Below are 25,657 nucleotides of genomic sequence, written 5' to 3'. Positions count from 1 at the left end.
GTGTATAAAATTTTTAGGTAATGCTTTTTAGTTTGTTGATATCTAGTATTTTAATGTTTCTGCCTTCAGCTGTTATTATTCCTGATTTTTTAAATTCTGTTAAAGCTCGAATTAAAGTTTCGGTGGCAATACCCGCGACACTGGCTAAGTCGTTTCTCGATATTTTTATAGGGTCTTCAGGTCTGCGATTTATTTTTTCAGCAAACTTTAAAATGGTTGAAGCGGTTTTTTTATTAACTGTTCCATAGGCCATTTGAAGCAGTAAACCCTTTGCTGACGAGAGATCGTCGGTTAATAGTTCTATAAGAGCCAAGGCTATTTTTTGATTCTTGTCAAGAAGTTCTTTGAAATCTAAAAGTGAAATGCCGAGTAATTTTGTATCTGAAATTGCCGAGGCTGTTTCCTTGTGTGGCGCATTGGTTTTAAGGGAGGTGTACCCAAACAAATCGTCTTCTTTGTACAGCGCAGTTACTAGCTCTTTGCCTTTTTCATCGATTCTGAAACATTTTACAGTACCATAGCTGATAAGGTAAATGTAATTGGAGTGATCGCCTTCATAATAAATGATGTCTTCTTCGCTGTATTTGAATTCTTTACCATGATCGTCGAAGAAATTCTTTAAATCATTCAATGATTTTATTTCGTTTTCTTCGGGAGGGTGTATTTCAATTTTTTGATTCTGCTGTTTTAAATCCTCTAAAATAGACACTTTCGCTAATCGACTTTCAATGGCACTTACAATATCGTCTTCCGTAAATGGTTTTGTAATATAATCGTCGGCACCCAGATTCATACCTTTTCTAATATCCTGACGCTCCGTTTTCGCAGATAAAAATATAAATGGAATGTGTTTTGTAGCCTCTTTTTTAGATAACGTTTGTAAAGTTTCGTAACCGTCCATAACCGGCATCATTATATCGCAAATAATAATGTTTGGTATATGTTTTCTAGCCAGTTCAACACCTAATTTACCATTAGAAGCCGTTAAAACCTTATAATTAGATAATTCTAAAAGTTCGGCTGTATTTTCTCTTAAAACAGTATCGTCTTCTATTAATAATATGGTTTTCATAGTGTAGCTGTATTTGGAAAAGTAATGATAAATGTTGAGCCGATATGTTCTTTAGTTTCAAAACAAATAGAACCTCCTAAGTTTTCTAGGTGATTTTTAACGATGTTTAAACCAATACCGGTGCCTTGGGTGTTAAGGACGTTTTCGGCTCTAAAATAACGTTCAAATATATGTTTTTGATCCTTTTCTGGGATGCCAATACCCTGATCGATTACCTTAAGCACAGTGGTCTCGTTATTTTGTTTTACAATGAGTTGAATATTGGTGCCTTCCGGAGAATACTTTATGGCATTGTAAAGTAAGTTGGATAGTATGAGCTGAATAATTTTTTCATCCTGGTATAATGATAAATCATCTATATTTTCTGGATAGCTTATTTGCTGCCCTTCTTTTAAATGCATATTGGCATCGTATACCGCTTCGTTAATAATCTTGCTGAGTTTAAACTGACTGAAGCGATAGTTAACTTTGCCTGTTTCAAGTTTTTCAACCGATAGAAAGTCATTAAGAATGTTATTTAAAAAGTGAACCTTATCGACCACCGTCTTTATGTGTTTAGTACGTTTGTCTTGGTGTTCCTCCAGTTGATATTTGTTTAATAATTCACAGGAGGTTAATATGGCACTTAATGGAGTTTTAAACTCATGTGATACTAATGATAAAAAGCTTGTTTTTAATTCGTTGAGTTCTTTTTCTTTATTCAGTGCTTTTTCTAACTGTTTGGTACGCTCTTCTACCTGGTTTTCTAGATTGGTGGTATAATTTTTACGTTCGGTAATGTCCAGAATAATAGCTACAAATACCTCGTTTTCGTTTAACCGTGAAGACTGCAGATGCACCTCAATTGGGTATTCGCTGCCATCTTTTCGTTTATGTACACTTTCAAATTCTATTTTTTCTAAATCATTTTGTATTAAGGACTGTATGGTTGTTCTAAAGTTGGCTTTAGTATCATTCGAGGTAATATCCAATGGTGTCATTGTTTTTAGCTCCTCTATGTTGTAACCAATATTCTTTTGTGCGCCATAATTTGCGTTTACAAATTTTAAGGTTTGGGCATCAAAAACATAAATTTCGTTTAATGATTCATCGAAAATAGTGGCGAGATGCAGGCGTTCTTCTTCTGCTATTTTTTTTGTCGTAACATCGTTTTGTATCCCAATAAAATTAGAGACAAGACCTCTTGAATTGGTGATAGGGAATATATAAAGGTCATTCCAGAACATAGAACCATCTTTTCTATAGTTGCGTATGGTAGTTTGACAACTTTCTCCTTTTTGCAAGGCTTCGTTTAATTGGTTAATGGGCTCCTGTTTAGTGTCTGCTCCTAAAAGAAATTTAAAATTATGATTGAGAATTTCTTCATCAAGATAGCCTGTTAATTGCTGAAAACTGGAATTAAAATAAATTATAGGGTTGTCGGGTTTTAATGCGTCAGTAATGAAAATTCCACTTTTTGCAGACTCTAAAGCTTGTGTACGAAGCATCAGGTTTTTTTCAACTTCCTTTTTTTTAGAAATATCATTAATTAAAGCAATGACGAAGCTTTTGTTATAACTTGTAAATGGGTTTAATTCAATATCGATAGGAAAGATGGTGCCGTCTTTTTTTACTCCATAAATATCAGCAGCCTCTGTCATTTTTCGACGTTTACCATCTGCTATAAATTTTTTAAAATAGTTATGGTGGTTATGATGATAATTTGAAGGAATAAGTATATTGAGAGGTTTCCCAATCAGTTCATCTTTTGTATACCCAAAAATGGTTTCAGTGGCAGCGTTAACTTCTCTTAAAATTTGCTCACTATCAACAATCACAACGCCCTCGGATACCGTTTCTAAAAGGATGTTAAATATTTCTTGGTCTTGATGAAACATAAATGATCAGAAGTTAGGAATGGTCATTTAAAAATACGAAAAAATCACCGCTTAGTCTTAATATAACTGATGAATATCATTACAAAAAATATCATATACCTGTATTTTTAGTATTATAAAAACGAGTCGTCATGGAAACTAAAAAGAAACTTACACATACCTTTTATCAAAATCTAGGTAAATTATTTTATGCTATTGCCGCATCAGATAATAAGGTTCGAAAAGCAGAGTTTGACAAGCTGAAACAACTGGTTAAAAGTCAGTGGTTAGATATGGACCCCATTGTAGATGATTTTGGTACAGATGCTGCTTATGAAATTGAGATTGTATTCGATTGGCTAAATACTCAAAACACACTAGATGTTGATGCTTGTTTTGATGATTTTGTAGCATATAAAAACGAGCAACCACATTTATTTACGACGGAAGGACGAGCCTTAATTCTAAAAACAGCACATGCTATAGCTGATGCATTTTCTGGAATTAACAAGTCTGAATTAATAATACTGGCTAAGCTGGATATTGAGTTGAAAAAATAAACTTTTCACTGTATAGTAGTGGTGGGCCAACAGGTTACACCATGATATATATCATTTTATTATCGTGGTAAACACTTTAATTTAGATACACATTAACTAGAAAATAATGGCATTTATTGATTATTATAAGGTACTAGGAATTCCTAAAACAGCTACTGAAAATGATATAAAAAAAGCATACAGGAAGTTGGCAAGGAAATATCATCCAGATTTAAATCCTGATAATGCTGAGGCAGAAAAAAAATTCAAGGACATTAACGAAGCCAATGAGGTATTAAGTAATCCAGAAAATCGTAAAAAATACGATCAATATGGAGAGCACTGGCAACATGCTGAAGAATATGAAAAAGCAAGACAACAGGAACAATATCATCGTCAGCATCAAAGTGATGGAGGTCGGTATTCGGAGGAAGATTTTTCAGAGTTTTTTGAACACATGTTTGGTGGATCGAGTAGAGGCACTGGCGGACGACAAGTTAGGTTTAGAGGGCAAGATTTTAACGCGACCCTTCAACTGGATTTAAAAGATGTTTTTGCCACCCATAAACGAACCTTAACGGTAAACGATAGAAACATTAGAATTACTATCCCTGCAGGTGTTGAAAATGGTCAGGTTATTAAAATTAAAGGCCATGGGGGAAAAGGTATTAACGGTGGTCCTAATGGCGATTTATATATTCAATTTTCCATAGAAAGCCATTCTAAGTTTAAACGGGATAAAAGCGATCTTTACGTTACAGTTGATTTAGACCTATATAAAGCCCTGCTAGGTGGAGACATTACAGTTGACACCTTTAATGGAAAAGTGAAACTTAACGTTAAACCAGAAACACAAAATGGGACAAAAGTTAAACTGAAAGGAAAAGGCTTTCCTAAATATAAAAAAGAAGGGCAGTTTGGTGATTTAATTATTACTTATAACATAAAATTACCCACTAAACTCTCAGAAAAAGAAAAAGTATTAATTCAACAATTACAAACCTTAAGAGCCTAATGGAAACAACAGATTTAATATCGGTACAACTTATTTGCAAGTACTATAAAATTCCAGAGGATTTTATAAACAGGTTACAGGAATTTGAATTAATAGAACTTAGGGCAGATGCTAATGAAGTTTTTATTCATAAAACGCAATTAAAAAAAGTGGAAAAAATGGCAAGATTACATTACGATCTTGAAATTAATATGGAAGGTATAGACGCTATTTCAAACTTGTTAGATCAAGTGAGCAGTCTGAGAAAGGAAATAACAAGTTTACATAATAGATTGCGTTTGTATGAGGATTTTTAATAAACACTAATGGAACAATTAAAACAATGGGCGGCAGACAATCCAACGCTTTACAGTGTTGCAAAATATGTTTTGCTTGTTGTTTTTGTATTTATGATAATACAGTTTGTTAGAAGATTACTCCGAAAGCAAGTTATAGATGCCACGGCAAGATATAAGTCTCAAAAGGGGATTGAGATTATTGGGTATGTTATTTTAATTTTTTTAACCGTTTCCTATTTCACAGGAAATATTAGGGACTTTACTCTGGCCATCGGATTGTTTTCAGCAGGGATAGCTATCACGCTGCAAGAGCTTATTTTAAGCATAGCCGGATCACTTTATATTTTTGTTGTTAAGGTCTATAAGCCTGGAGATCGAATTGAAATAAATGGTATAAAAGGCGATGTTATTGATGTAGACAGTATTTATACCACCATGATGGAAATAGGAGAGTGGGTAACCAGCGATAATTACAGTGGTCGTATTGTTAAGTTGAGCAATTCTTTTGTGTTTAAAGGACCGATTTATAATTATTCAAGTGATTTCCCTTTTATATGGGATGAATTTAATTTACCTATTAAATATGGAAGCGATATAGAATTAGCCAAATCTATTGTTGTAGAGATAGCCTCGAAAATGCTTTCAGAATATACGGCCAATTCTAAATCGCAATGGAAAGCCGTTGTTAGCAAATATTATATTGAAGACGCTCAACTCGACCCGACACTGGCTATTACGTTAAATGATAACTGGATTCAGTTTAATCTGAGGTATATTGTAGATTATAAAAAGCGACGTTCAGTAAAACATATGTTTAATGAGGAAATTCACAAAGCTATAGAGAAAACTCAAGGCGAAATTAATTTAGCATCAACCACTTTAGAACTTATAAAAATACCAGAATTAAGTGTAGAACTTAAAAATAAACATACCCATGCTAACCTTTAAAAACTTTAATATTGCCGATTGGTTATCCTTCTACAGAATAGCAGCAGCACCATTATTACTCTTATTAATTGGTTTAGATTACAGGTTATTATTTGCATCATTTTTATTAGTTAGTTACTTAACTGATGCGTTAGACGGTTTTTTGGCGAGAAAACTAAAAATAACGAGTCCAAGAGGGTCGCAACTCGATTCATTTGGCGACCAAATTACACTTATAGTGGGGCTTGTTGGATTGTTTTATTTTGAAATGGCCTTCATTAAAATTCATTTGGAATTAATTTTTCTGGCTTTTATTCCTTATATCGCTCAAATGGTAATCGCCTATTACAAGTATGGTAAAGCCACTGCTTTCCATACCTATTTAGCAAAACTATCCGCGATACTTCAAAGTATATTTATATTATTTTCTTTGTTTTTCTTTCCTGAGAAACATTTGTTTTATATCATGATTATTATAGGAGTTCTGGAAACTATAGAAGAGATTACTTTGATATTTATGTACGATAACTGGGCTTCTGATGTTAAAGGTATTTATTGGGCGTTAAGAGATAAACGACGATTGAAAGGGAAATAATTAAATTTAAAACTCATGCGCAGCTACTCGATATTTATCATTTTATTGTTGTGCGCCGCTATTTTATTAGTCGATGTGTTGTCGTTTTACTGGTTACAACGTATTACTCGCTTGATAAATGCTTCATTTCTTAAAAATAGTATTCATATTTTATTTTGGATCTTCTCTGTAGGGCTAATAACCGTAATTATTATATTAAAAATTACTTTAGATGATATCAATCCACGAAGAAAACACCTTTTAGTATCTTCTTTATACGGACTTACGGTTTCATCATTTATTCCGAAAATTCTTTTTGTGATTATTATATCTGTTTTGTTTTACGGGAATTATGTGTTTTCTGAAAACCAATCATTAGTAGTTATTCCCTTGGTTGGGTTATTATCCGGCGTTTTACCTTTTTTAGCCATTTCTTATGCCATTTTCAGAGCCGTTTATCATTTTAAAATTTATAGGCATAAATTGTATTTTAATCATTTACCAGAGTCCTTCGCCGGTTTAAAAATAGTGCATATTTCAGATTTACATTTGGGAGGATTTAACAAACGATATAAAGTTTTAAAAAAAGCTGTCGGACTGATTAACGCCTTACATACAGACTATATTTTTTTTACAGGCGATTTAGTAAATAATTATGCATGGGAGCTTGTTGGTTGGGATAAAGTATTTAATCAGTTATTAGCTAAAAAAGGCAAATATGCTGTTTTGGGTAATCACGACTATGGCGACTATTCAAGATGGGAAACTAAGGCTGATAAAATTGAAAATCTAAATGAAATTAAACGGTTTTATAACGACGTCGGTTTTAAACTATTGCTTAATTCATCTGAAATTGTAAAAAGAGACCAGGAAGCCATAGCAATTGTTGGGGTAGAAAACTGGGGTAGACCTCCATTCAAACAATATGGAGATTTACAAAAAGCTTTAAGTTCTGTATCACATATTCCATTTAAAATTCTGTTATCTCATGATCCGACACATTGGAATGAAGAAGTGATACATGATACAGACATTGCCTTAACACTTTCGGGGCATACCCATGGTATGCAATTAGGGCTTAACTACAAAAATATGGCCTGGAGTCCTATTAAATACAAATACAAGCACTGGGCAGGTTTATACGAACATAATAAGCAGTATTTGTATGTAAACAGAGGATTGGGGTGGATTGGTTTCCCTGGCAGATTAGGAATGCGTCCGGAGATTACTTATTTAGAACTTCATTCCAATAAATAAGTCATTTATGGTTTCTGTTTTCAAGTTTAGTCTTTGGGTTTAAAATATAAAAAACTGATGCCTATCATTTTACATGTTCTATTATCTAAATAGATTTAGTTGTATTAACCCGTAAAGATTAGAATCATGAAAAAGTTTATTATTGGTTTGTTTATTATGGGATTAACCATCCCGATGCACGCGCAAGATCCCATCCAACTACCAACAGTGGTTTTAGTGCATAATTATAAATATTTGGATGCTTCAGGCTCAAAAGATTTAGCAATAGATGTTGAACAGTTAGAATTAAAAGTGAGTGATTTTAACGTTAAGGAATTAGACGTTTATTCTGAAGATAATGAGTACTACGATGTGTTTTTTATTATTCCAAAAGGCAAAATATTAGCGACTTACGATGATAAAAGCAACCTTTTAAGAACAGCTGAGCGATTTAAAGATATCGATTTACCAATGCATGTAAAACAATCTGTTGCCAGAAGATTTCCACAATGGAATATTTCAAAAAATGTGTATTTAGTAAATTATTACGAGCCTGATAATATTAAAAAAATGTACAAACTTACATTACAAAATGGAGACAAACGTATTAGAGTGAAAGTTGATGATCATGGAGATTTCATGTAAAACTTAATGACGCTAATAGCTGAAAACTTATAACTAGTTAAAACCTTAATCTTAACAATTATGAAAACAGATTCTCAAATAAAACAAGATGTGCTTGACGAATTAGCCTGGCAATCTAGTATAGACGAAACTCAAATAGGAGTTATCGTAAAGGATGGTATTGTTACCTTAAATGGCGTTGTAGATTCTTATGCTAAAAAAATGGCAGCAGAACGTGCAGCAAAAAGTGTATTTGGGGTAAAAGCAGTAGCAGAAGATATTGAAGTTAATTTTAAGTTGGGACAAGGTAAGTCTGATGCAGATATTGCTAAAGTAGTGGTAGATGCTATCAAATGGAATTCCTCTCTTCCAGAAGATAAAATTAATATAAAAGTAGAAAATGCCTGGGTTTATTTAACAGGAGAAGTAGAGTGGTCTTTCCAGAAAACAGCAGCTAAGGTTGCTGTCGAAAATTTACATGGGGTAAAAGGTGTTGTAAATAATATTATCATTAAACAACGCGTAGAACCTGTGGAAGTTAAAGATAGAATTACCAAAGCTTTCGAAAGATCGGCCGATCTTGAAGCTAAAAATATTCAAGTCGACATTAATGGAGGTGTGGTAACCTTAAGTGGAACCGTGCATTCTATTACAGAAAAAGAAGAAGCTCGTAGAGCAACATTTTTTGCACCTGGTGTAACCAAAGTTATTAATAACCTAAAAGTTAAATTCTATCCAGAATACGCCTAAGTATTTTTATAGGACAACTAAAAGTATAATGTTCAATTTTATACTTTTAGTTGTTTTGTTTTTCAGCCTTTCTTTGTTGTCGTTCCAGTTTTCTAAAATAACCACGTGTTAAAAAGTTATGCTTTAAAGCTTCCATGTTTTGATTAAAATTATCGGTGCCTTCGTTGATGTTTTTTATGGATTGCTCTACGTTTTTCACAAACTCTTCATCATTAAAAAGGTAGTTTACAGCACCATTTCCGTTTTTATAATCAGTAATGGTTTCATTTAAATTATTGATAACAGTCTTAATCTCTTTTGTAGAGGTTTCTAAATTGGTTAAAACAGCGCTTACTTTTTGGGCTTCAATAGAATCATTAAGCAATTTACCAGCAACACTTTCATCAAAATTAACCGTGTTTATAATAGTATTTAATTCTCTCATGGCTTTATTAGCCTCAATACTCATAATTCGTAGTTGATTAACCGTTTGTTTCAAGTTAGAGGCAACGATGGTATCATTAATAAGCATTCCTAAAGTACCTTTGTCATCAGACATGGCATCAGCAACATTCAGTAATTTGGCGGTTAATAAAGCGGCATTTTCATTGGTAACGTTTAGTGTGTTGAGCATTTCGCTGGTTCCTATTTTAGTATAGGTTTTAATGACATCTCCTGATGAAATCATTTCGGCATCACCTTTACCTGGAATAATATTTACAATCATATTTCCCACCAGTCCATCGGTACTTATGGTGGCAATGGCATCTTTTTTAATGTGCTGAACCATTTTTTCTTCAATAACCATATTAACATTTATGGTAGAATCGTTAATCATGGAAATACTTTTTACTGTTCCAATATTTATTCCAGAATAACGAACATTATTACCCTGCATTAAACCGTTCACATTAGTGAAATTAGCACTGATTGTAAAGGTTTTTACAAACATGTTTTGTCGGTTACCAATTAAATACACCGCGATAATAAACAATATTAAACCAGTGACGACAAAGATGCCTAACCTCAGTTTTTGATTATTTGTTTTTCTCATGATCTTAAATATTTATTTAAAGAATGCTTTTACTTTATCATCTTCGGAAGCTCTTAAAGCTTCAAAAGTTCCTTCTGCGTAATTTACGCCATCAACTAATAAAATCATGCGCTCTGAAACCACACGGGCACAATCCACATCATGCGTGATGATGAGTGATGAGGTTTTATATTGTTTTTGAACACGCCGCATGAGTTCTATGATTTCTTTGGATGTTATAGGGTCCAGACCACTGGTAGGCTCGTCGTATAAGATTATTTTGGGTTTTAGTATTAAGGCTCTGGCTAAAGCTACGCGTCTTTGCATTCCACCAGAAAGTTCATTAGGCATGAGATCGATGGTATTAACAAGTCCAACACTTTCTAAAGCTTCCAAAACCAAAGGCTCAGTATCGGTAATGTTACCAAATTTATGTTTGTGGCGTCGTAAGGGGAATTCTAAATTTTCTCGAACCGTCATTGAATCATACAAGGCACTCCCTTGAAATAAGAAACCAATTTCGGTGCGTAGTTTATCTAAATCCATACGATTTAGAGCATTTATGTCCTGACCCATAACATTGATGCTACCAGAATCGGGAAGCATTAAACCGACCAAACATTTTACCATTACCGATTTTCCGGCGCCCGATCTTCCCATAATTACCAAATTTTCACCTTCATAAAGTTTTAGATTGAATCCGTTTAAAACCGCTTTATTACCAAATGATTTTTTCAAACCCTTGATTTCTAAAATAGGTTGATGAGTATCCGAACTAATCGATGATTTTGATATGTTGAGGGCTTCTTTCATAATTATATTTCAAAAAATATATCGGTTACAAATACAGCAATAAAGTCGATTATAAATAATAACATCGATGAAAATACCACAGCCGAATTAGCGGCTAAACCAACCCCAACGGTGCCTTTTTCACAATAATACCCTTTAAAACACCCAACGAGTCCAATAGCAAAACCAAAAAAATAGGTTTTAATAGTGGCTGGGATGAGGTCGCCAAATTCCAGCGCATTAAACACCTTGTTAAAGTAGAGTAGGAAGGACACATCACCTTTTAAGTTTTCAATAATATAGGAGCCGTAAAGAGCTATAGCATCGCCTAAAACAACCAAAATGGGCAGCATTATGGTAGATGCCAGTATACGGGTAACCACGAGAAATTTAAACGGATTTGTACCGGAAACCTCCATCGCATCAATCTGCTCGGTAACACGCATAGAGCCTAATTCGGCACCAATGCCAGAGGCTATTCGTCCGGCAAAGGTTAACGCAATAATAACGGGACCTATTTCTCGAATTATAGAAATACTAACCATTGAGGGCATCCACGATTCAGCCCCAAACTCTTCTAATGTTGGTCGAGTTTGTAATGTTATAACTAATCCAATAATAAACCCAGTGACACCAACTAATAATAAAGATCGGTTACCAATACTGTAACATTGTTTTAGTAACTCATTAAACTCAAAAGGTTTGTGAAAAAGCTCTTTAAAGAACCTTTTTGTAAAATAAGTGAGCTCACCAATTTCGATAAAAAAGGATTTTATTTTAGTTGGTTTTAGCATGACATGTGTTTCTATATTTAAAGTTATAATAGCATTAACACATATAAAATGATTAAAATCATTTAGTTAATATGGTTAAGTTACTAAAATTTAGTGTAAAATAAATAGTACGAAAGTTTAAATTGATTAAAGAACTTTATAAGTCATTAAAAACTGATATTCCTCATTGTAAAACACTTAGTTTGTTATGATATTTAATAGAATCTAAAATATAATAGTCATGAAAAACAAGGATATTCATTTTGTCGATCGGGTAATAGATGCTCTTAAAAAATCGGCTACGGAACTTGAGGAATTTCAGGTACAGGCTGCTTTAGGGAAAGCAGAGGCTCAAGATAAATATGAAGAGGTTAAAAAGAAATTTAATCAATTCATTCATGATAACGAACATAGAATTAAAGATGTAAAAGAACAAATTGAAGAATTACATACTAAATTCGATCAGCTTCGTGTACAATTAGCGTTAGGTAAAGCAGAAACTAAAGATATGTTTAAAAAACAAAAAAAACAGTTGCTTATTATTATTCATGATATAGAAACAAAAATAAAAACTAACGAAACATTAAATAGATTATATGCCTTAACGCTTATTGAAATAGAACAATTTAAGATACAACTTGAGATTTTAGAACAAAAATTTAATAAGGAAAAACCAGAGGCTAAAGCATCTTTCGAACAAGGTAAAAAGGACTTCAATGCCTTTATTGATAAGTTTAGAAGTAAATACACAAAAAAGAAAGAAGAAACCAAATTAGAGCATTTTCAAAATGAAATATCTGCAGCCTATGACCATTTTAAAAAAGCATTCTCAATGCCTAACTAATTATAAACTCTTCAAAAAAAGAAAGCACAATGTATATTGTGCTTTCTCTGTTTAGGAAGACTAATGTGTGAAACGTCTTCAATAATCGTAATCTCCTTTTCTAATATTGGATAGCATTCCAAAACCTAAAAGCAAGGCGATAACAAAGCATATAATTCCAAGTACAGATATCCCTTTCCAAAGCGGAACAATTTTAAAGGCAATAAACAAAGAAGCCCCAACGATTAAAGCGACCATAATAAAGGTGGTAATTAACTGCTTGGTTATTCTTTGTAAGGTGTGCACCATAGGATCAATACCTTTGTGCGTAATGTCTACTTTAATTTGCCCGGAATTTATTTTTCGAATGGCATTTTTTAAGTCCATTGGAAAATCTTCAATGTAGTCGGTCAGTTCTACTATGGAATTAATCACCTTTTTGCCCATTTTTATAGGATTGTATTTTTTAATGGCACTGGCTGTTAAATAAGGTTTAGCCATTTCAAATTGTTCTAGATTCGGATCTAATTTTTCAATAACCCCCTCAATGGTTACTAACGAACGCGCAAAAAGGAAAAAGTACGTTGGCACTTTTAAACCGTGTGCAATAATGATATCCTTAAGTTCTAATAAAACCGTACTCATTTCGTTGTCATGAATATCACGTACATAATACTTCTCAACAAATTCATTGATATCGAATTCTAAATCTCTACGGTTTGCGATAGGTGCATTATTTGAAAGTAGTTGTAAAGCCTTAATTATTTTCTTAACATCTTTATCGGTAATGGCAATAAACAGTTTTCCGAAAATTGCAATATCTCTGGGCAACATGCTACCCATCATACCGAAATCTAAATAGCAAATATGATTATTAGGAAGCACCAGTAAATTCCCTGGATGTGGATCGGCATGGAAAAAGCCGTATTCAAAAATTTGTTTGTAGAAACTTATACTTAAGCGTCTGGCAATAATTTTGGTGTCTATGTTTTTCGCTCTAAGGGTTTCAATTTTATCGATTTTGATGCCGTTGACAAATTCTAAAGCCAGAACTTTTGAAGTGGTAAATTCTTGGTACACTTTTGGTGCCTGAGCGAATTGTTCGAGGGAATGGTCTTTTTGTAGATTATTATAAAAGCGTTGCACATTTATAGACTCATGAATAAAGTCGAGTTCTTTTAAGATTGAGGCTTCGAAGTTTTTTACCAAGCCAATAGGATCAAAACTTTTTAAAGAGGGTATTCTATGCTCTAAAATTCGGGCAATTTTATACATCACTTTAATATCTTCAATGATTACATCGTGAATACCGGCACGCTGAATTTTTAATGCAATACGTTTGCCAGAATGTAGCGTTACTTTGTGAACTTGCGCCATAGATGCTGAAGCAAAAGGGGAGGGTTCAAACCAGGCGAACAGATGGTCTACAGAATTTTTTAATTCGGTTTCAACCACTTGTTTGGCTAGTTCCTCAGACATAGGAGGCACATTATCCTGAAGTTTTTCAAGCTCGAAGGTTAATTCCAGCGGCACCAAATCAGGTCGGTTACTTAAAATCTGTCCGAATTTTACAAACGTGGGCCCTAACTCTTCACAAACCAATCGCATTTTTGCCCATTTGCTGTATTGTTCAACCTGTTTTTTTGTGCTGTTAGGGATGAATTTCTGAATGAAGACATAACGTCTGTTTTCCTGTAAATAATGAACTAAATCCTCAAAGCCATATTTCATTAAGACTTTAAGAATTTGATTGTATCTCGAAAAAGATCTGAAACGTTTTACTATGTCGGTTACAATTCCCATGGTGTCAAGTTTGCACTTTATTTAATCTGGCTTCCAGAAGGGCAACGGTTTTGTCTAGTTTTTCAATTTTTTCATTGAGGGCTTTAATTTCATCTAAATGAGCTACGTTTATTTTTTTATAAAATTTCACGATGAGTTCCTCAATTTTGGCGTCTAGTTCCTCTTTAAGTTCATGTGTTTTTAAAAATATTTTATCCATAAACTCCAGTTCGTTTCCGTTTTCATCTAACTGCGATTCAGCCATCGCTTTATTGATGTTTTCTTTTCCTTTTTCGGAATACTCATTTAATTTTTCTAAAAATTTAGTGTCTCTAGCTAAAACATAAAGGCTAGAACTTAAGGTGAGTAATTCTATGATGGTTTTAGTTTTCATTACTATATTTTTTATTAGTCATATTCCAAATTGAAGACCGTATATTTTGGTGCTGTTTTACAAACTATGAAATGTCTTGTTTGTTCGATTTTACATAGCTTATACTAGTATTAAATGTATTGACAATTTCCATGATTTAACATGATATATATCATGTCGAAAAAGGCGTTTAAAGGTTAACTTTAAGTGTTATATAAACTAAATAATTGCGCCATGAAACCTAATTCAATCATATTAGTAATGACTAAAGATGTCGTGACCGTTTCACCACACCAAAAGCTTTTAGATGTAAAGCATATTTACGAGAAAGAGCAATGGCATCATCACATTCCTGTTTTAGAAAACGATAAGTTAGTAGGAATGGTTAGCTTGGTAGACTTTATGTATAATATTGCAGGAGCAGGATTGAAGGATAATCATGAGGTTTACAAAACACTTGAAGTGAAAGATATTATGACTGCCAAACCATTTTATTTAACAACTAGTGCGAGTGTTGAGGATGCTGCAAAAGTATTTTCTAATGAATATTATCATGCATTACCCGTTTTAGAAGATGATAAGTTGGTTGGTATTGTTTCAACTGCCGATATCATCAATTATTATCTTAAGAAAGCTGTTTGAAAAACTTTAAAACATAAGAGACAATGAATTCTTTTAAAGTACTTCTCAAGTTTACCTTGATGTCTTTTGTATGGCTTTATCCGAATTTGATATTAAGTCAAAATAAAGAAATTCATATTGGTGATGGTTCACACGTTTTTCCTAAGACCACTAAAATAAATCAGAACATACGCGTTGAGACGTATTTTCAGTTTTTGGATTCGTTGGTTCAAGTCTATGATTCTATAACACCTTATAAGCTCACTGAGCATCTTTTGGTAAGAAGTAACCCATGGATTATTGATACGCTTCAAAACACCGATTACTACCGAAAAAAAGCAAGGGATTCTTTTGTTTATAATCAGAAAAAAATGATTGTTATCCCCAAAGGGAATGCTTTAGTAATTCCTGGTTTAAAACAGGTCGATTCGCTCCAAAAAGCATTTAAAAACACATGGATAGATATTAATATCCCTGAATTTAAACTTCGTATTTTTCAGGATTCGGTTAAGCTGTTTGAATTTCCTGTTCGTGTTGGACGGCATGAAACGAAATACCTGGAAATGTCAGGTAGAGAAGAGGACCTAAGAACCAAAACCGGTACTGGTATTATTGTGGGATACAATAAAAACCCCAGATATGCGAACCCGGCAAATAATCATGATTACAAGGTGACGAGACGAGATGATGGAAAAGTGACTTTAGTGCCTCAAATTCCATTTATAGAAACTGAATTAAACGGCACGAGGTACGGACAAATGATTCACCCGACCACAAATCCTGAAACTTTAGGAAAAGCCTATTCTAATGGCTGTATCGGTACAAAAGAAGCTGATGCTTGGGTTATTTATTATTATGCACCTATCAACACTAAGGTAGATATTCGATACAATTTAAAAGTTATTAATGAAGACGGGAGCGTAGTTATAATGAAAGATATATATGCCTATCAATAAAAAAGCCTGATATTCGTATCAGGCTTTTTTAAGAATATGTTATTCATGTTTTTTATATACATGATTTCCGTACCAAGCTATAAAGCAAAAGCAAATAAATGGTAATATAAATGAAAAGTTAATTTCAGAAACCCATAAAATAGTTGTGTCGGCAACACCATGTCCGCCTATATCAATAATATCGCCTTGAAGTTTTGGTAATAAAGCCCCACCAACAATAGCCATAACTAAACCTGCTGAGCCTATTTTTGATTCCTCTTCGGTTAAATCACCTAGGGCAATACCGTAAATGGTTGGGAACATTAAAGACATGAAAAACGAAATCATAACAAGGAAGTATAGACCTATAGTACCTTTTATAACAATGGTCCCTAAAACACATAACCCTGCGAGTAAAGCAAAAGACATTAACAGTTTTCCAGAGCTAATAAAGCGTAGCATATAAGTTCCTACCGCTCTTCCTATAGTAAATAAAATAAATGCGGCCATTTGGTAATACCCTGCTGTTACACTATCAACACCAATAGCTTCCGCATATTGATAGATATAGGTCCAGCACATAATCTGTCCGCCTACATATAAAATTTGAGCTAAGACTCCTAAAACATATTTTCTGTTTTTAGCTAATACAGAAAACGTTTCTCCAATTTTAGGAATACCACCTTCATCTTTCGATTGTGGCATTTTGCTAACCAAAAACAAGACGAACACACCGGTAATTACCAAACCTAAAATAACATAAGGGTTACGAATTACCATTAAATCAGACGTTCTTACCAATAGTTTCGAGGCTTCATCTAAAACACTAAAATCCGCAATGTCATCCGATTGTAGATTCTTTAATACAAATTGCTGAGCAACAACTAACCCGACAATTAACCCTAATGGATTGAATGCCTGCGCTAAATTTAAACGTTGTGTAGCGGTTTCTTTAGCGCCCATGGCTAGGGCATAAGGGTTGGCAGCAGTTTCTAAAAAGGCTAGTCCGAATGTTAAGATGTAAAGTCCTAAGCAGAAAAACCAGAACTTTTCGGTAATGGCTGCAGGATAAAACAATAAAGCACCAGTAGCATACAGTGCCAATCCTATTAAAATACCCACCTTATAAGAGTATTTCCTCATAAAAATTGCCGCAGGAAGTGCCATACAAAAATATCCGCCGTAAAAAGCCATTTGTACCCAGGCAGCTTGGGAGTTTGATAATTCTAATACCTTTTTAAACGCCTGTACCATTGGATCGGTTACTGCATTTGCAAAACCCCATAAAGCAAAAAGGGAGGTTACCAAAATGAAAGGAATGAGCATTTTTTTCTCAACAACAGGAACCTTTTTAATATCACTCATATTTAATAATTAGTTTAGTTTAATTTGAATGAAAAATAATTTTTTTGACTGCAATAATATGTATTTTTTCGACGAGTACCACTTTTGGTTACCTGAATGAATGTTTAAAAAATATTTTCCAACGGGACTTCTAGAGATGCATTCGTCGAAAAAAGTACAGTACCAGAGCTTTTTATGTTAAACTTGTTTTTCAATAGCAATAGATAAAAAAAATGAATTTCAATATCCTATTCGATAATCAAGCAAAACTTTATAAGTTTATCTCTAAAGTTTTGGTCGTGGGATGTAGTGTTGGAAATTTATTAAGTGTGGCGGGACAAACAGGAAGTATTCACGAACCTGTTCGTTACATTGGAGGAACTCATATCAACCGTTTTACACATGAAGGAGGGTTACGCTATGCTATTGGTGTGGAAAATATTCAAACGATGAGAGCCAATAGGTCTTACCCAGAGCATAGTGATGGTTTTGGTTGGACCTATAACCATGCGTCGAATTTAGCATTTTGGAACGGGCAATTTTTTCAGCAATACATTAGTGGAGAATCCGATGAACACGTTCCTCCAGTGCAAACCTTATTAATCACTTCAAAGGATGGGAAAGAATGGAGCTTCCCTAAGGTTGTGTTTCCGCCTTATCAGGCACCTGAAGGTGTTAAAATTCCTGAAGGATCAACGGGGTATATGATGCATCAGCGCATGGGATTTTATGTGGCGCCTAATGGTAGATTTTTAACATTAGCATTTTATGGACATACCGAAAACCCTTTTAGGGAAAATGGTATTGGTCGGGTAGTTAGAGAAATTTACAAAGACGGCACGTTTGGTCCTATTTATTTTATTCGCTATGATAGTCAGACAAATTGGGATGAAAGCAACACGTCGTATCCGTTTTACAAAACATCAAAAGATAAGGGTTTTATAAAGGCTTGTGAAGCACTTTTAAAAGATAAGAAACAAACATTACAATGGTTTGAGGAAGATAATGGAGACGATGGTTTTTACACCTTTAATAAGGGAGAGCAAGCATTTTCATGGTATCATAGAAACGATGGAAAGGTTGTCGGACTTTGGAAAAAGTCTTATGCTGCATTGTCTGATGATGAAGGAGAAACGTTTTCAGATCCTGTAAAAGCTCAAACCTTAATTATGTCTGGCGGTAAAATGTGGGGACAACAAACAGAAGATGGTAAATATGCGATTTCATATAATCCGATTGATCAAACGCAATACCGATTCCCAATGGCTTTAGTAACCAGTACTGATGGTATTGTCTACGATAATTTATTGTTGGTTCAAGGCGAAGTACCACCGAGACGCTTTTTTGGAAGGTGGAAAGATTTTGGACCTTGCTATATGCGGGGTATTACAGAAGGTAATGGAAATCCTCCTGGAGATGATATGTGGATGACCTATAGCATGAATAAGGAAGATATCTGGATGTGTCGTATTCCGGTACCCATAAAATATGCTGTAACGGAAGATGTGAATGATGATTTTGAAAACATGAGAGAGGGTGGTAATATTATTGACTGGAACACCTATTCGCCAAAATGGGCTAAAGTAAACTTAATAAAGGAGCCTAATGGCAATAGATGTTTGCAACTAACAGATGAGGACCATTACGACTATAGTCGGGCTATTAGGGTTTTTGAAGAAGGGACTAATGTAAAGGCTCATTTTAAAATTAAACTTGAAAGTATAGATACAACGCAGTTTGATATCGATATCACGGATCGTTATGGTAATAGGCCAGTTCAAATTACAGTAAATAAAGAAGGAATGTTATTTGCTTCAAACAGATCAGTAATGAAGTCTGTGATGAAATTAAGATTAGATGAATGGTACGATATAAAAATAGAAATGAACACTTCTGGTTTAGGTAGCTATTCATTGTTTCTTAATGAAGAGCAGGTTATAAAAGAAGCTTCAACAGTAATGGCAGTTAAATCTGTGGAGCGGTTGTCCTTTAGAACCGGAGCCTATCGCGATTTACCTAATCGTGAGACACCTAACGAAGAAAAATATCCCCCTCTTTTAAATGCGGATGAAAAACAAAATAAATCCAGTTATTTAATTGACGATGTTTTCATTTCAACTAAAATCCAATAACTAAAAATAAAACAACAAAACTTAAATGATGAAGTACAGAGGTTTAATAATAATCATGTTGGTTATAGCTCAATTGTATAGTTGCAAAGCTCAGGTAGACCCACCAGAAGCATTTGGTCCAACGCCTTCCGAGAAGCAGTTAAACTGGCACAACATGGAGTTTTATGCCTTTGTTCATTTTTCATTAAATACGTTTACAAATAAAGAATGGGGCTACGGAGATGAATCTCCTGAATTGTTTAACCCTACAGAATTAGACGCAAGACAGTGGGCGAGAGTGGCGAAGGAAGCCGGAATGAAAGGGATCATTATAACCGCCAAACATCACGATGGATTTTGCTTGTGGCCCTCAAAATACACAGAACGTTCAGTTAAAAATTCGCCATGGAAAGATGGTAAGGGCGACGTGGTTAAAGAATTAGCCGAAGCTTGTAAAGAATATGATTTAAAATTAGGAATATACTTGTCGCCTTGGGATAGAAATCATCCTGGCTACGGAAAGCCGGAATACATTACCTATTTCAGAAATCAGTTAAAGGAATTGCTAACTAATTATGGCGATGTATTTGAGATGTGGTTTGATGGCGCTAATGGAGGTGATGGATATTACGGAGGCGCTAACGAAACAAGGAAAATAAACACTTTAGAGTATTACGATTGGGATGCCACCTATAAAATGATTTATGATATTTCACCAAATACTTTGGTTTGGGGTATAGGGCCATCAGAAGCACGTTGGATTGGTAATGAAAGAGGTAGAGCAGGGAAAACCAATTGGTGCCTGTTGCGACAAAAGGATGAATTGGCAGGTAAAGTACATTACTCAGAATTTATGAACGGTCATGAAGACGGTGAAAAATGGGTGCCAGGTGAAGCCGATGTATCTATTCGTCCGGGATGGTTTTACCATGAATCTGAAGATGATAAAGTAAGACCTTTGGAAGAAATGGTAGATATTTACTACGAGTCGATTGGTAGAAATGCCAATTTGTTACTAAACCTTCCGGTCGATAAGCGTGGACTTGTTAATGAAAATGATATTGCTAGATTAAAAGAACTTACCGCTGTAATTAAAGCAGATTTTAAAGAAGAATTATTAGCAAAGAGTAAAATTTCAGCAGATAATACCCGAGGTGAGAGTAAACAATATTCGGCTGCAAACTTAATTGATAACAATACAGAAACTTATTGGGCTACCGATGATAGTATTCATACAGGTTCTGTGTCTTTTGAATTTGAAAAACCTATTAATATAAATCGAGTAGAGTTACAAGAGTATATTAGGTTAGGGCAACGTGTAAAGGCGTTTAATGTGGAAGCTAAAGTTGATGGAGCATGGCAGACTATAGCTAATGAAACGACTATTGGATATAAACGAATTCTAAGAGTGGATAGAGTAAAAGCAGAAGCGCTTCGAGTTAATTTTACCGATTCTAAATCAAGTTTAGTAATTTCAACTATAAAAGCATACAATGCCCCAACTTTAGTTACGATGCCAAAAATTAGCCGTGATAAGCGTGGTTTAGTGACTATGGAAGCGGATAACGGAAATGAGATTTATTACACTATTGACGAAACAGATCCAACAACTCAAAGTCAGCGTTATAAAGAAACAATTCAACTTCCTCAAGCCGTCATGGTAAAAGCTATAGCTCATAATGCAGAGGAAAAGGTTAGCAGCAAGGTTAAAGTGATTAATTATGGGAAGTCTAAAGAAAAATGGAAAGTATTATCCAGTTCAGCTCATGATTTTAAATCTGCAGACAGAACTATTGATGGAAACTTGAGTACCTTTTGGACATTTGGAGAAAACAACTCAAAATCACCTCAGAATATTGTGATTGATATGGGGGAAACCATAACTATTAATGGGTTTTCATATTTTCCTAAGCAATTAGGGCATGATCTAAATTTAGTGTCACAGTATGAATTTTATACAAGTTCAGACAATAAACATTGGGTTAAACAGTCTGAAGGAGAGTTTTCCAATATTAAAAATAACCCCGTAAAACAGATAAAAACATTTCATTCAATTACCGCGCGTTACATAAAATTTGTTGCAAAATCCGGGATTGATGATAAAAATATGTTCTCAATAGCAGAATTAGATATTCTGGAAACATCAGAAAATTAAATTGATCTATTAGGTCTATAAAATTAATTCCTTTGGAGTTGTTCCGTTGTTATTAGTCGAAATTATAAAGTAGAAACTATCTTAAATAGGTAACTTAGATAACCATCAGTTAATTAGTAATCTACACGTTTATGATTAATACGGTAATAAATAAAACCAAAGAAATAAGCTACAGAGAAGCTGGGAAATTTGAAGAAACACGATTTGAAAAAATTCATAATGTCATTTTCGAATCGTCTACAGAGGCGTCCATACTTGTAGCACACGAAATTGCTAACTTAATTCGTCGTAAGGAAGAATTAGGTGAAGTATGCGTACTAGGTTTAGCAACAGGATCTTCACCAGTTAAGGTGTATGAAGAGTTGGTAAGAATGCATCGCGAGGAAGGATTAAGTTTTAAAAACGTAGTTACTTTCAATTTAGATGAATATTACCCTATTGATGTCGATAATATTCAGAGTTATTATTACTTCATGCATGATCACTTATTTAATCATGTCGATATTTTGCATGAAAACATCAATATCCCTGATGGAACGGTTAGCGATCAAGACCTGCATCAGTACTGTATTGATTATGAGATGAAAATCCAGTCTTATGGAGGGATAGATTTTCAGTTGCTTGGTATTGGAAGAACAGGGCATATCGGGTTTAATGAACCTGGTTCTCATATTAATTCAGGGACTAGAGCAATAACTTTAGATTATATTACCCGCGTAGATGCAGCCCCTGCATTTTTAGGATTGAAAAATGTGCCTAGAAAGGCCATTACTATGGGGGTTGGAACTGTTAGGAAAGCAAAACGGATTGTACTGTTAGCATGGGGAATTAATAAAGCTGATATTGTAAAGCAGGCTATTGAAGGGGAAATGTCTTCTCAAGTACCGGCTACCTATTTACAAGAGCATGATAATACAACTTTTGTTCTTGATATTGAAGCTTCATCAGAATTAACCCGTGTAAAAACCCCTTGGTTAGTAAAATCTTGTCGTTGGAATGATGAATTAAAATGTAAGGCGGTTATCTGGTTAAGCGAACTTACAAAAAAGCCGTTTTTAAAGTTAACCGATAAGGATTATAACGATAATGGCATGTCGAGCATATTAACAGAAGAAGGTGCTGCTTATGATTTAAACATAAAGATGTTTAATAAAATGCAGCATACTATTACCGGTTGGCCGGGTGGTAAACCTAATGTAGATGACAGTAATAGACCAGAGCGATCCGAGCCTGCAAAAAAGCGTGTGATTATTTTTAGTCCGCACCCGGATGATGATGTGATTTCTATGGGAGGTACTTTTGCCAGACTTGTAGAACAAGGCCATGAGGTTCATGTTGCTTATCAGACTTCAGGAAATATAGCAGTGTCTAATGAAGAGGCTTTAAAATTCGTTGAAGTTTCAAAAGTGTTGAATTCAAATTCAACCGAAGTAGATAGCATTATTCATTTTTTAAAGAATAAATCTAAGAATGATATTGATACACTTGAGGTTAGAAAATTAAAAACCACAATAAGAAAAAGTGAATCTTTAGCGGCAACAAGATATGTAGGCTTACCCGATGAAAATGTTCATTTTTTAGAGTTGCCTTTTTACGAAACAGGAACGATTAAAAAAGGGAAGCTTACCGAAGCCGATATAAGAATAATGTGCGAATTAATAGACGATATTAAGCCACATCAAATTTATGCAGCAGGCGATTTAGCGGATCCGCATGGGACCCATAAAGTGTGTTTAGACGCTTTGTTTGAGGCTTTAAAAATATTGAAGCCCGAAAGTTATATGAAAGATTGTTGGGTGTGGTTATATCGTGGCGCTTGGCACGAATGGGAGACCTATCAAATTGATATGGCGGTGCCCATGAGTCCAGACCAGGTACTTAAGAAGAGACAATCTATATTCTATCACCAATCACAAAAAGATGGGGTCATGTTTCAGGGTGATGACAACAGAGAGTTCTGGGTGCGAGCTGAAGACAGAAATCGTGCAACAGCCAAAAAATATAAAGACCTTGGTCTGGCAGACTATGAGGCAATAGAAGCTTTTAAACGCTACTATTTTTAAAATTTAAGAACGAACTCATTATAGTTTTTTATTGTTTAGTTTATGTTATTTGAGTTTGGTTAATAAGATGGTTATTTCTATTCAATTAGGGGTGACCATCTTCCTTTTTAAAAGAACACTAAACCGAAGCATCAAGTATTTTTTGCTTCACTTCATCTAAATATGAACGGCCAATTACATAACGTAAACCTTCTATTTCAACACTATTACCTTCTAAAGCATCAATCTTATCGATAGCCACCGTATACGAGCGGTGAATTCTAATAAAATCAGCAGGAGGTAAAAGATTAGTAAAGTCTTTTAATGTATAGTGAACGATGTAAGACCCCGAAAAAGTTTTAATTTTTAAATAATCCTTTAAGCTTTCAATAATTAAAATTTCATTGAGGAAAATTTTCTTCATTTTCTTTTTATCAATCTTGATAAAAATGAAGGGTGTGTCTTTCGTTGTACTTGAAGGAATTTTGTTTGTAGATTCTAGACGTTTCGAGATTTTATTTAAGGTTTTCATGAACCTTGGCATTTCTATTGGTTTAACCAAGTAGTCCAGAACATCTAATTCGTAGGTTTCTAAAGCATATTCATCATATGCACTTGTTATTATAATCAAAGGTGGGTTTTCCAAACTTTTAATGAAATTTATACCATCTAAAACAGGCATATTTATATCAAGGAAAACGACATCAATATCATTGCTTTTTAGGAAATTTAATCCATCAATAGCATTATTAAAAGTGTTTATAATTTCAAAATCATCTATTTGTTCAAGATAATTTTTTATGACATTTACAGCTAATGGCTCGTCATCAATTATCAAGCATTTAATTTTCATAGTTTGTTTGGTCGTAGTTTTAGTTCTGTAATAGTTTGTTAAGCGACTTTAATTTTCAGTTTAACAACAAATTTGTTCTTTTTTTGTTTAATTGAGAGTTTGTAGTCGTTTTTATTATAACCTAATTCCAATCGTTTTTTGGCATTTACCAAACCAATTCCTCCGGCTTTTTTATTAGGCTTTTGGAGCTCGCTAATCTGTGGCATCGGGTTAGTGACGGTAAAGTAAAGAAAATTTTCTATAATCTTAAAGTTGATATTAATTTTCACTTTGCCAATATTCTTGTCGGCCCCATGTTTAAAGGCGTTTTCGATAAATGTTAATAATAGAATAGGTGCGATTTCCTTGTCATGAATGTCGCCGGATATGTACATATTAACTTCTAAATTCTCGTCATACCTTACCCGTTCTAAATCGATGTAGTTTTGTATGTAAATAATCTCTTTCTCTAAAGTTTGACGTCTTTCTCGTGTTTCATACAATAAGTACCGCATCAATTCAGAGAGTTTTAAAATCATTTTTGGGGTTTTATTAGATTTTTCTACCGATAATGAATAGATGTTATTTAAGGTATTAAAAAAGAAATGTGGAGACACTTGAGTTTTTAAAAAGCGTAATTCTGTTTCTAATTGCGTTTTTTCTAGAAGTGCTACGCGTTTGTGTTCTTTTAAGTAGTCTAAAGTTATTTTTATTGCTGTTACAAAGGTGATTACATACAGCTCACCAATCATCATGTCTACTGTGTAATTCAGGTTTAATTTTTCAATAGCTTCCGGACCTTCAGGCCATACGTTATGGCTAACCAGCCAATATGTTAAATTGTATTTTACCAGTACCATTACAAAAATAGATCCTAATACAGAAATAACATATAGCACATACTTTTTATTATAAACCAGAAAGGGCATCAATATGAAAATATTTAGGTAGCATAAAATCATATGAATAGGAAACCCTATCAAGTTGGTTTTTAAAGAATATTCATAGTCGTCAAAATAACTTCCCCAACGAAATGTATTAAACAGGAAATAAATTGACCAAAAAACAAGGTGATAAACCAATGGAATTTTAAAGAGTTTGTTTTGATTTGCGTCCATTTAAAAGCAATTTTTATTTTTTGGTGTTTAGGTCTTAAAATGTGTCATCCGTCTAAAATAATTTCAAAGTTTA

Annotated in this window: 24 protein-coding genes; 14 read left to right on the top strand and 10 right to left on the bottom strand. The window is 33.9% G+C overall.

Annotated elements, in window-relative coordinates; all coding sequences use genetic code 11:
- Window positions 1–13: 13 nt before the first annotated feature.
- Entirely contained in the window at window positions 14–1,072 is a 1,059-nt protein-coding gene (locus tag RBH94_RS14200; RefSeq protein WP_307881500.1) for a response regulator, read from the bottom strand.
- The gene (locus RBH94_RS14195; protein WP_307881499.1) at window positions 1,069–2,949 is read right to left on the bottom strand and encodes a PAS domain S-box protein; all 1,881 of its coding nucleotides are present in this window, start codon (window positions 2,947–2,949) and stop codon (window positions 1,069–1,071) included. Before RBH94_RS14195 ends, RBH94_RS14200 begins: the two co-directional genes overlap by 4 nt.
- Before the next feature lie 131 nt (window positions 2,950–3,080).
- On the opposite strand from RBH94_RS14195, the gene RBH94_RS14190 reads away from it, so the two are divergent.
- The 8 genes from RBH94_RS14190 (at window position 3,081) to RBH94_RS14155 (ending at window position 8,871) form a co-directional block, all read left to right on the top strand.
- Window positions 3,081–3,488 (top strand): hypothetical protein, encoded by a 408-nt coding sequence (locus RBH94_RS14190; protein WP_307881498.1) that lies wholly within the window; start codon window positions 3,081–3,083, stop codon window positions 3,486–3,488.
- Between the two features lie 106 nt (window positions 3,489–3,594).
- Window positions 3,595–4,482, top strand: coding sequence for a J domain-containing protein (locus RBH94_RS14185; protein ID WP_307881497.1), 888 nt, complete (start codon window positions 3,595–3,597; stop codon window positions 4,480–4,482).
- A complete protein-coding gene (locus RBH94_RS14180; RefSeq protein ID WP_307881496.1) occupies window positions 4,482–4,778 on the top strand; it encodes a chaperone modulator CbpM in 297 nt (98 codons plus the stop codon). The genes RBH94_RS14185 and RBH94_RS14180 overlap by 1 nt, the downstream gene beginning before the upstream one ends.
- A 9-nt stretch (window positions 4,779–4,787) precedes the next feature.
- Window positions 4,788–5,708 carry a mechanosensitive ion channel family protein gene (locus RBH94_RS14175; RefSeq protein WP_307881495.1) on the top strand — a complete coding sequence of 307 codons (921 nt, stop codon included), beginning with the start codon at window positions 4,788–4,790 and terminating at the stop codon, window positions 5,706–5,708.
- A complete protein-coding gene (locus RBH94_RS14170; protein ID WP_307881494.1) occupies window positions 5,695–6,282 on the top strand; it encodes a CDP-alcohol phosphatidyltransferase family protein in 588 nt (195 codons plus the stop codon). Before RBH94_RS14175 ends, RBH94_RS14170 begins: the two co-directional genes overlap by 14 nt.
- A gap of 15 nt (window positions 6,283–6,297) precedes the next feature.
- On the top strand, window positions 6,298–7,518 hold the full coding sequence (locus RBH94_RS14165) for a metallophosphoesterase (protein WP_307881493.1): 1,221 nt from the start codon (window positions 6,298–6,300) through the stop codon (window positions 7,516–7,518).
- Between the two features lie 126 nt (window positions 7,519–7,644).
- Entirely contained in the window at window positions 7,645–8,142 is a 498-nt protein-coding gene (locus RBH94_RS14160) for a nicotinate-nucleotide adenylyltransferase (protein ID WP_307881492.1), read from the top strand.
- Between the two features lie 60 nt (window positions 8,143–8,202).
- Window positions 8,203–8,871, top strand: a complete 669-nt coding sequence (locus RBH94_RS14155) for a BON domain-containing protein (protein ID WP_307881491.1) — start codon at window positions 8,203–8,205, stop codon at window positions 8,869–8,871.
- A gap of 46 nt (window positions 8,872–8,917) precedes the next feature.
- Here the strand turns inward: RBH94_RS14155 and RBH94_RS14150 are convergent, their stop codons facing one another.
- The 3 genes from RBH94_RS14150 to RBH94_RS14140 are packed head-to-tail and all read right to left on the bottom strand — an operon-like array spanning window position 8,918 to window position 11,469.
- Window positions 8,918–9,904 (bottom strand): MlaD family protein, encoded by a 987-nt coding sequence (locus RBH94_RS14150; protein WP_307881490.1) that lies wholly within the window; start codon window positions 9,902–9,904, stop codon window positions 8,918–8,920.
- Window positions 9,905–9,916: 12 nt separating this feature from the next.
- A complete protein-coding gene (locus RBH94_RS14145) occupies window positions 9,917–10,696 on the bottom strand; it encodes an ABC transporter ATP-binding protein (protein ID WP_307881489.1) in 780 nt (259 codons plus the stop codon).
- Window positions 10,697–10,698: 2 nt separating this feature from the next.
- Window positions 10,699–11,469 carry an ABC transporter permease gene (locus RBH94_RS14140; RefSeq protein ID WP_188222134.1) on the bottom strand — a complete coding sequence of 257 codons (771 nt, stop codon included), beginning with the start codon at window positions 11,467–11,469 and terminating at the stop codon, window positions 10,699–10,701.
- A 220-nt stretch (window positions 11,470–11,689) separates the two neighbouring features.
- Here RBH94_RS14140 and RBH94_RS14135 point away from each other — a divergent pair, with 220 nt between their 5' ends.
- Complete coding sequence (locus tag RBH94_RS14135) at window positions 11,690–12,292, top strand: hypothetical protein (protein WP_307881488.1); 603 nt, start codon at window positions 11,690–11,692, stop codon at window positions 12,290–12,292.
- A gap of 78 nt (window positions 12,293–12,370) precedes the next feature.
- Here the strand turns inward: RBH94_RS14135 and RBH94_RS14130 are convergent, their stop codons facing one another.
- Window positions 12,371–14,074: an AarF/ABC1/UbiB kinase family protein gene (locus RBH94_RS14130; protein ID WP_307881487.1), complete on the bottom strand. Its 1,704-nt coding sequence runs from the start codon at window positions 14,072–14,074 to the stop codon at window positions 12,371–12,373.
- 4 nt (window positions 14,075–14,078) lie between these two features.
- On the bottom strand, window positions 14,079–14,447 hold the full coding sequence (locus RBH94_RS14125) for a hypothetical protein (protein ID WP_307881486.1): 369 nt from the start codon (window positions 14,445–14,447) through the stop codon (window positions 14,079–14,081).
- Between the two features lie 213 nt (window positions 14,448–14,660).
- Between RBH94_RS14125 and RBH94_RS14120 the strand changes: the two genes are divergently transcribed.
- Both RBH94_RS14120 and RBH94_RS14115 read left to right on the top strand, forming a co-directional pair.
- Window positions 14,661–15,068, top strand: a complete 408-nt coding sequence (locus RBH94_RS14120; RefSeq protein WP_188222130.1) for an HPP family protein — start codon at window positions 14,661–14,663, stop codon at window positions 15,066–15,068.
- A 23-nt stretch (window positions 15,069–15,091) separates the two neighbouring features.
- Window positions 15,092–16,003, top strand: a complete 912-nt coding sequence (locus tag RBH94_RS14115; RefSeq protein ID WP_307881485.1) for a L,D-transpeptidase — start codon at window positions 15,092–15,094, stop codon at window positions 16,001–16,003.
- Between the two features lie 39 nt (window positions 16,004–16,042).
- Here the strand turns inward: RBH94_RS14115 and fucP are convergent, their stop codons facing one another.
- Window positions 16,043–17,347: an L-fucose:H+ symporter permease gene (gene fucP, locus RBH94_RS14110; RefSeq protein WP_307881484.1), complete on the bottom strand. Its 1,305-nt coding sequence runs from the start codon at window positions 17,345–17,347 to the stop codon at window positions 16,043–16,045.
- Between the two features lie 212 nt (window positions 17,348–17,559).
- Between fucP and RBH94_RS14105 the strand changes: the two genes are divergently transcribed.
- From RBH94_RS14105 to nagB, 3 genes are all read left to right on the top strand, one after another.
- On the top strand, window positions 17,560–19,458 hold the full coding sequence (locus RBH94_RS14105; protein WP_307881483.1) for a six-hairpin glycosidase: 1,899 nt from the start codon (window positions 17,560–17,562) through the stop codon (window positions 19,456–19,458).
- 28 nt (window positions 19,459–19,486) lie between these two features.
- Window positions 19,487–21,592, top strand: coding sequence for an alpha-L-fucosidase (locus RBH94_RS14100; protein ID WP_374047742.1), 2,106 nt, complete (start codon window positions 19,487–19,489; stop codon window positions 21,590–21,592).
- 131 nt (window positions 21,593–21,723) lie between these two features.
- Window positions 21,724–23,655 carry a glucosamine-6-phosphate deaminase gene (nagB, locus tag RBH94_RS14095; RefSeq protein ID WP_307881481.1) on the top strand — a complete coding sequence of 644 codons (1,932 nt, stop codon included), beginning with the start codon at window positions 21,724–21,726 and terminating at the stop codon, window positions 23,653–23,655.
- A 118-nt stretch (window positions 23,656–23,773) separates the two neighbouring features.
- Here the strand turns inward: nagB and RBH94_RS14090 are convergent, their stop codons facing one another.
- Both RBH94_RS14090 and RBH94_RS14085 read right to left on the bottom strand, forming a co-directional pair.
- Window positions 23,774–24,487, bottom strand: a complete 714-nt coding sequence (locus RBH94_RS14090; protein ID WP_307881480.1) for a LytTR family DNA-binding domain-containing protein — start codon at window positions 24,485–24,487, stop codon at window positions 23,774–23,776.
- 38 nt (window positions 24,488–24,525) lie between these two features.
- Complete coding sequence (locus RBH94_RS14085) at window positions 24,526–25,584, bottom strand: sensor histidine kinase (RefSeq protein WP_188222125.1); 1,059 nt, start codon at window positions 25,582–25,584, stop codon at window positions 24,526–24,528.
- Window positions 25,585–25,657: the final 73 nt, after the last annotated feature.

Origin of the sequence: Aestuariibaculum sp. YM273 (genome assembly GCF_030908365.1) — a bacterium.
Classification (GTDB): domain Bacteria; phylum Bacteroidota; class Bacteroidia; order Flavobacteriales; family Flavobacteriaceae; genus Aestuariibaculum; species Aestuariibaculum marinum.
Note: the sequence above shows the minus strand (reverse complement) of the source record. Positions and strands in the feature narration are given on the sequence as shown.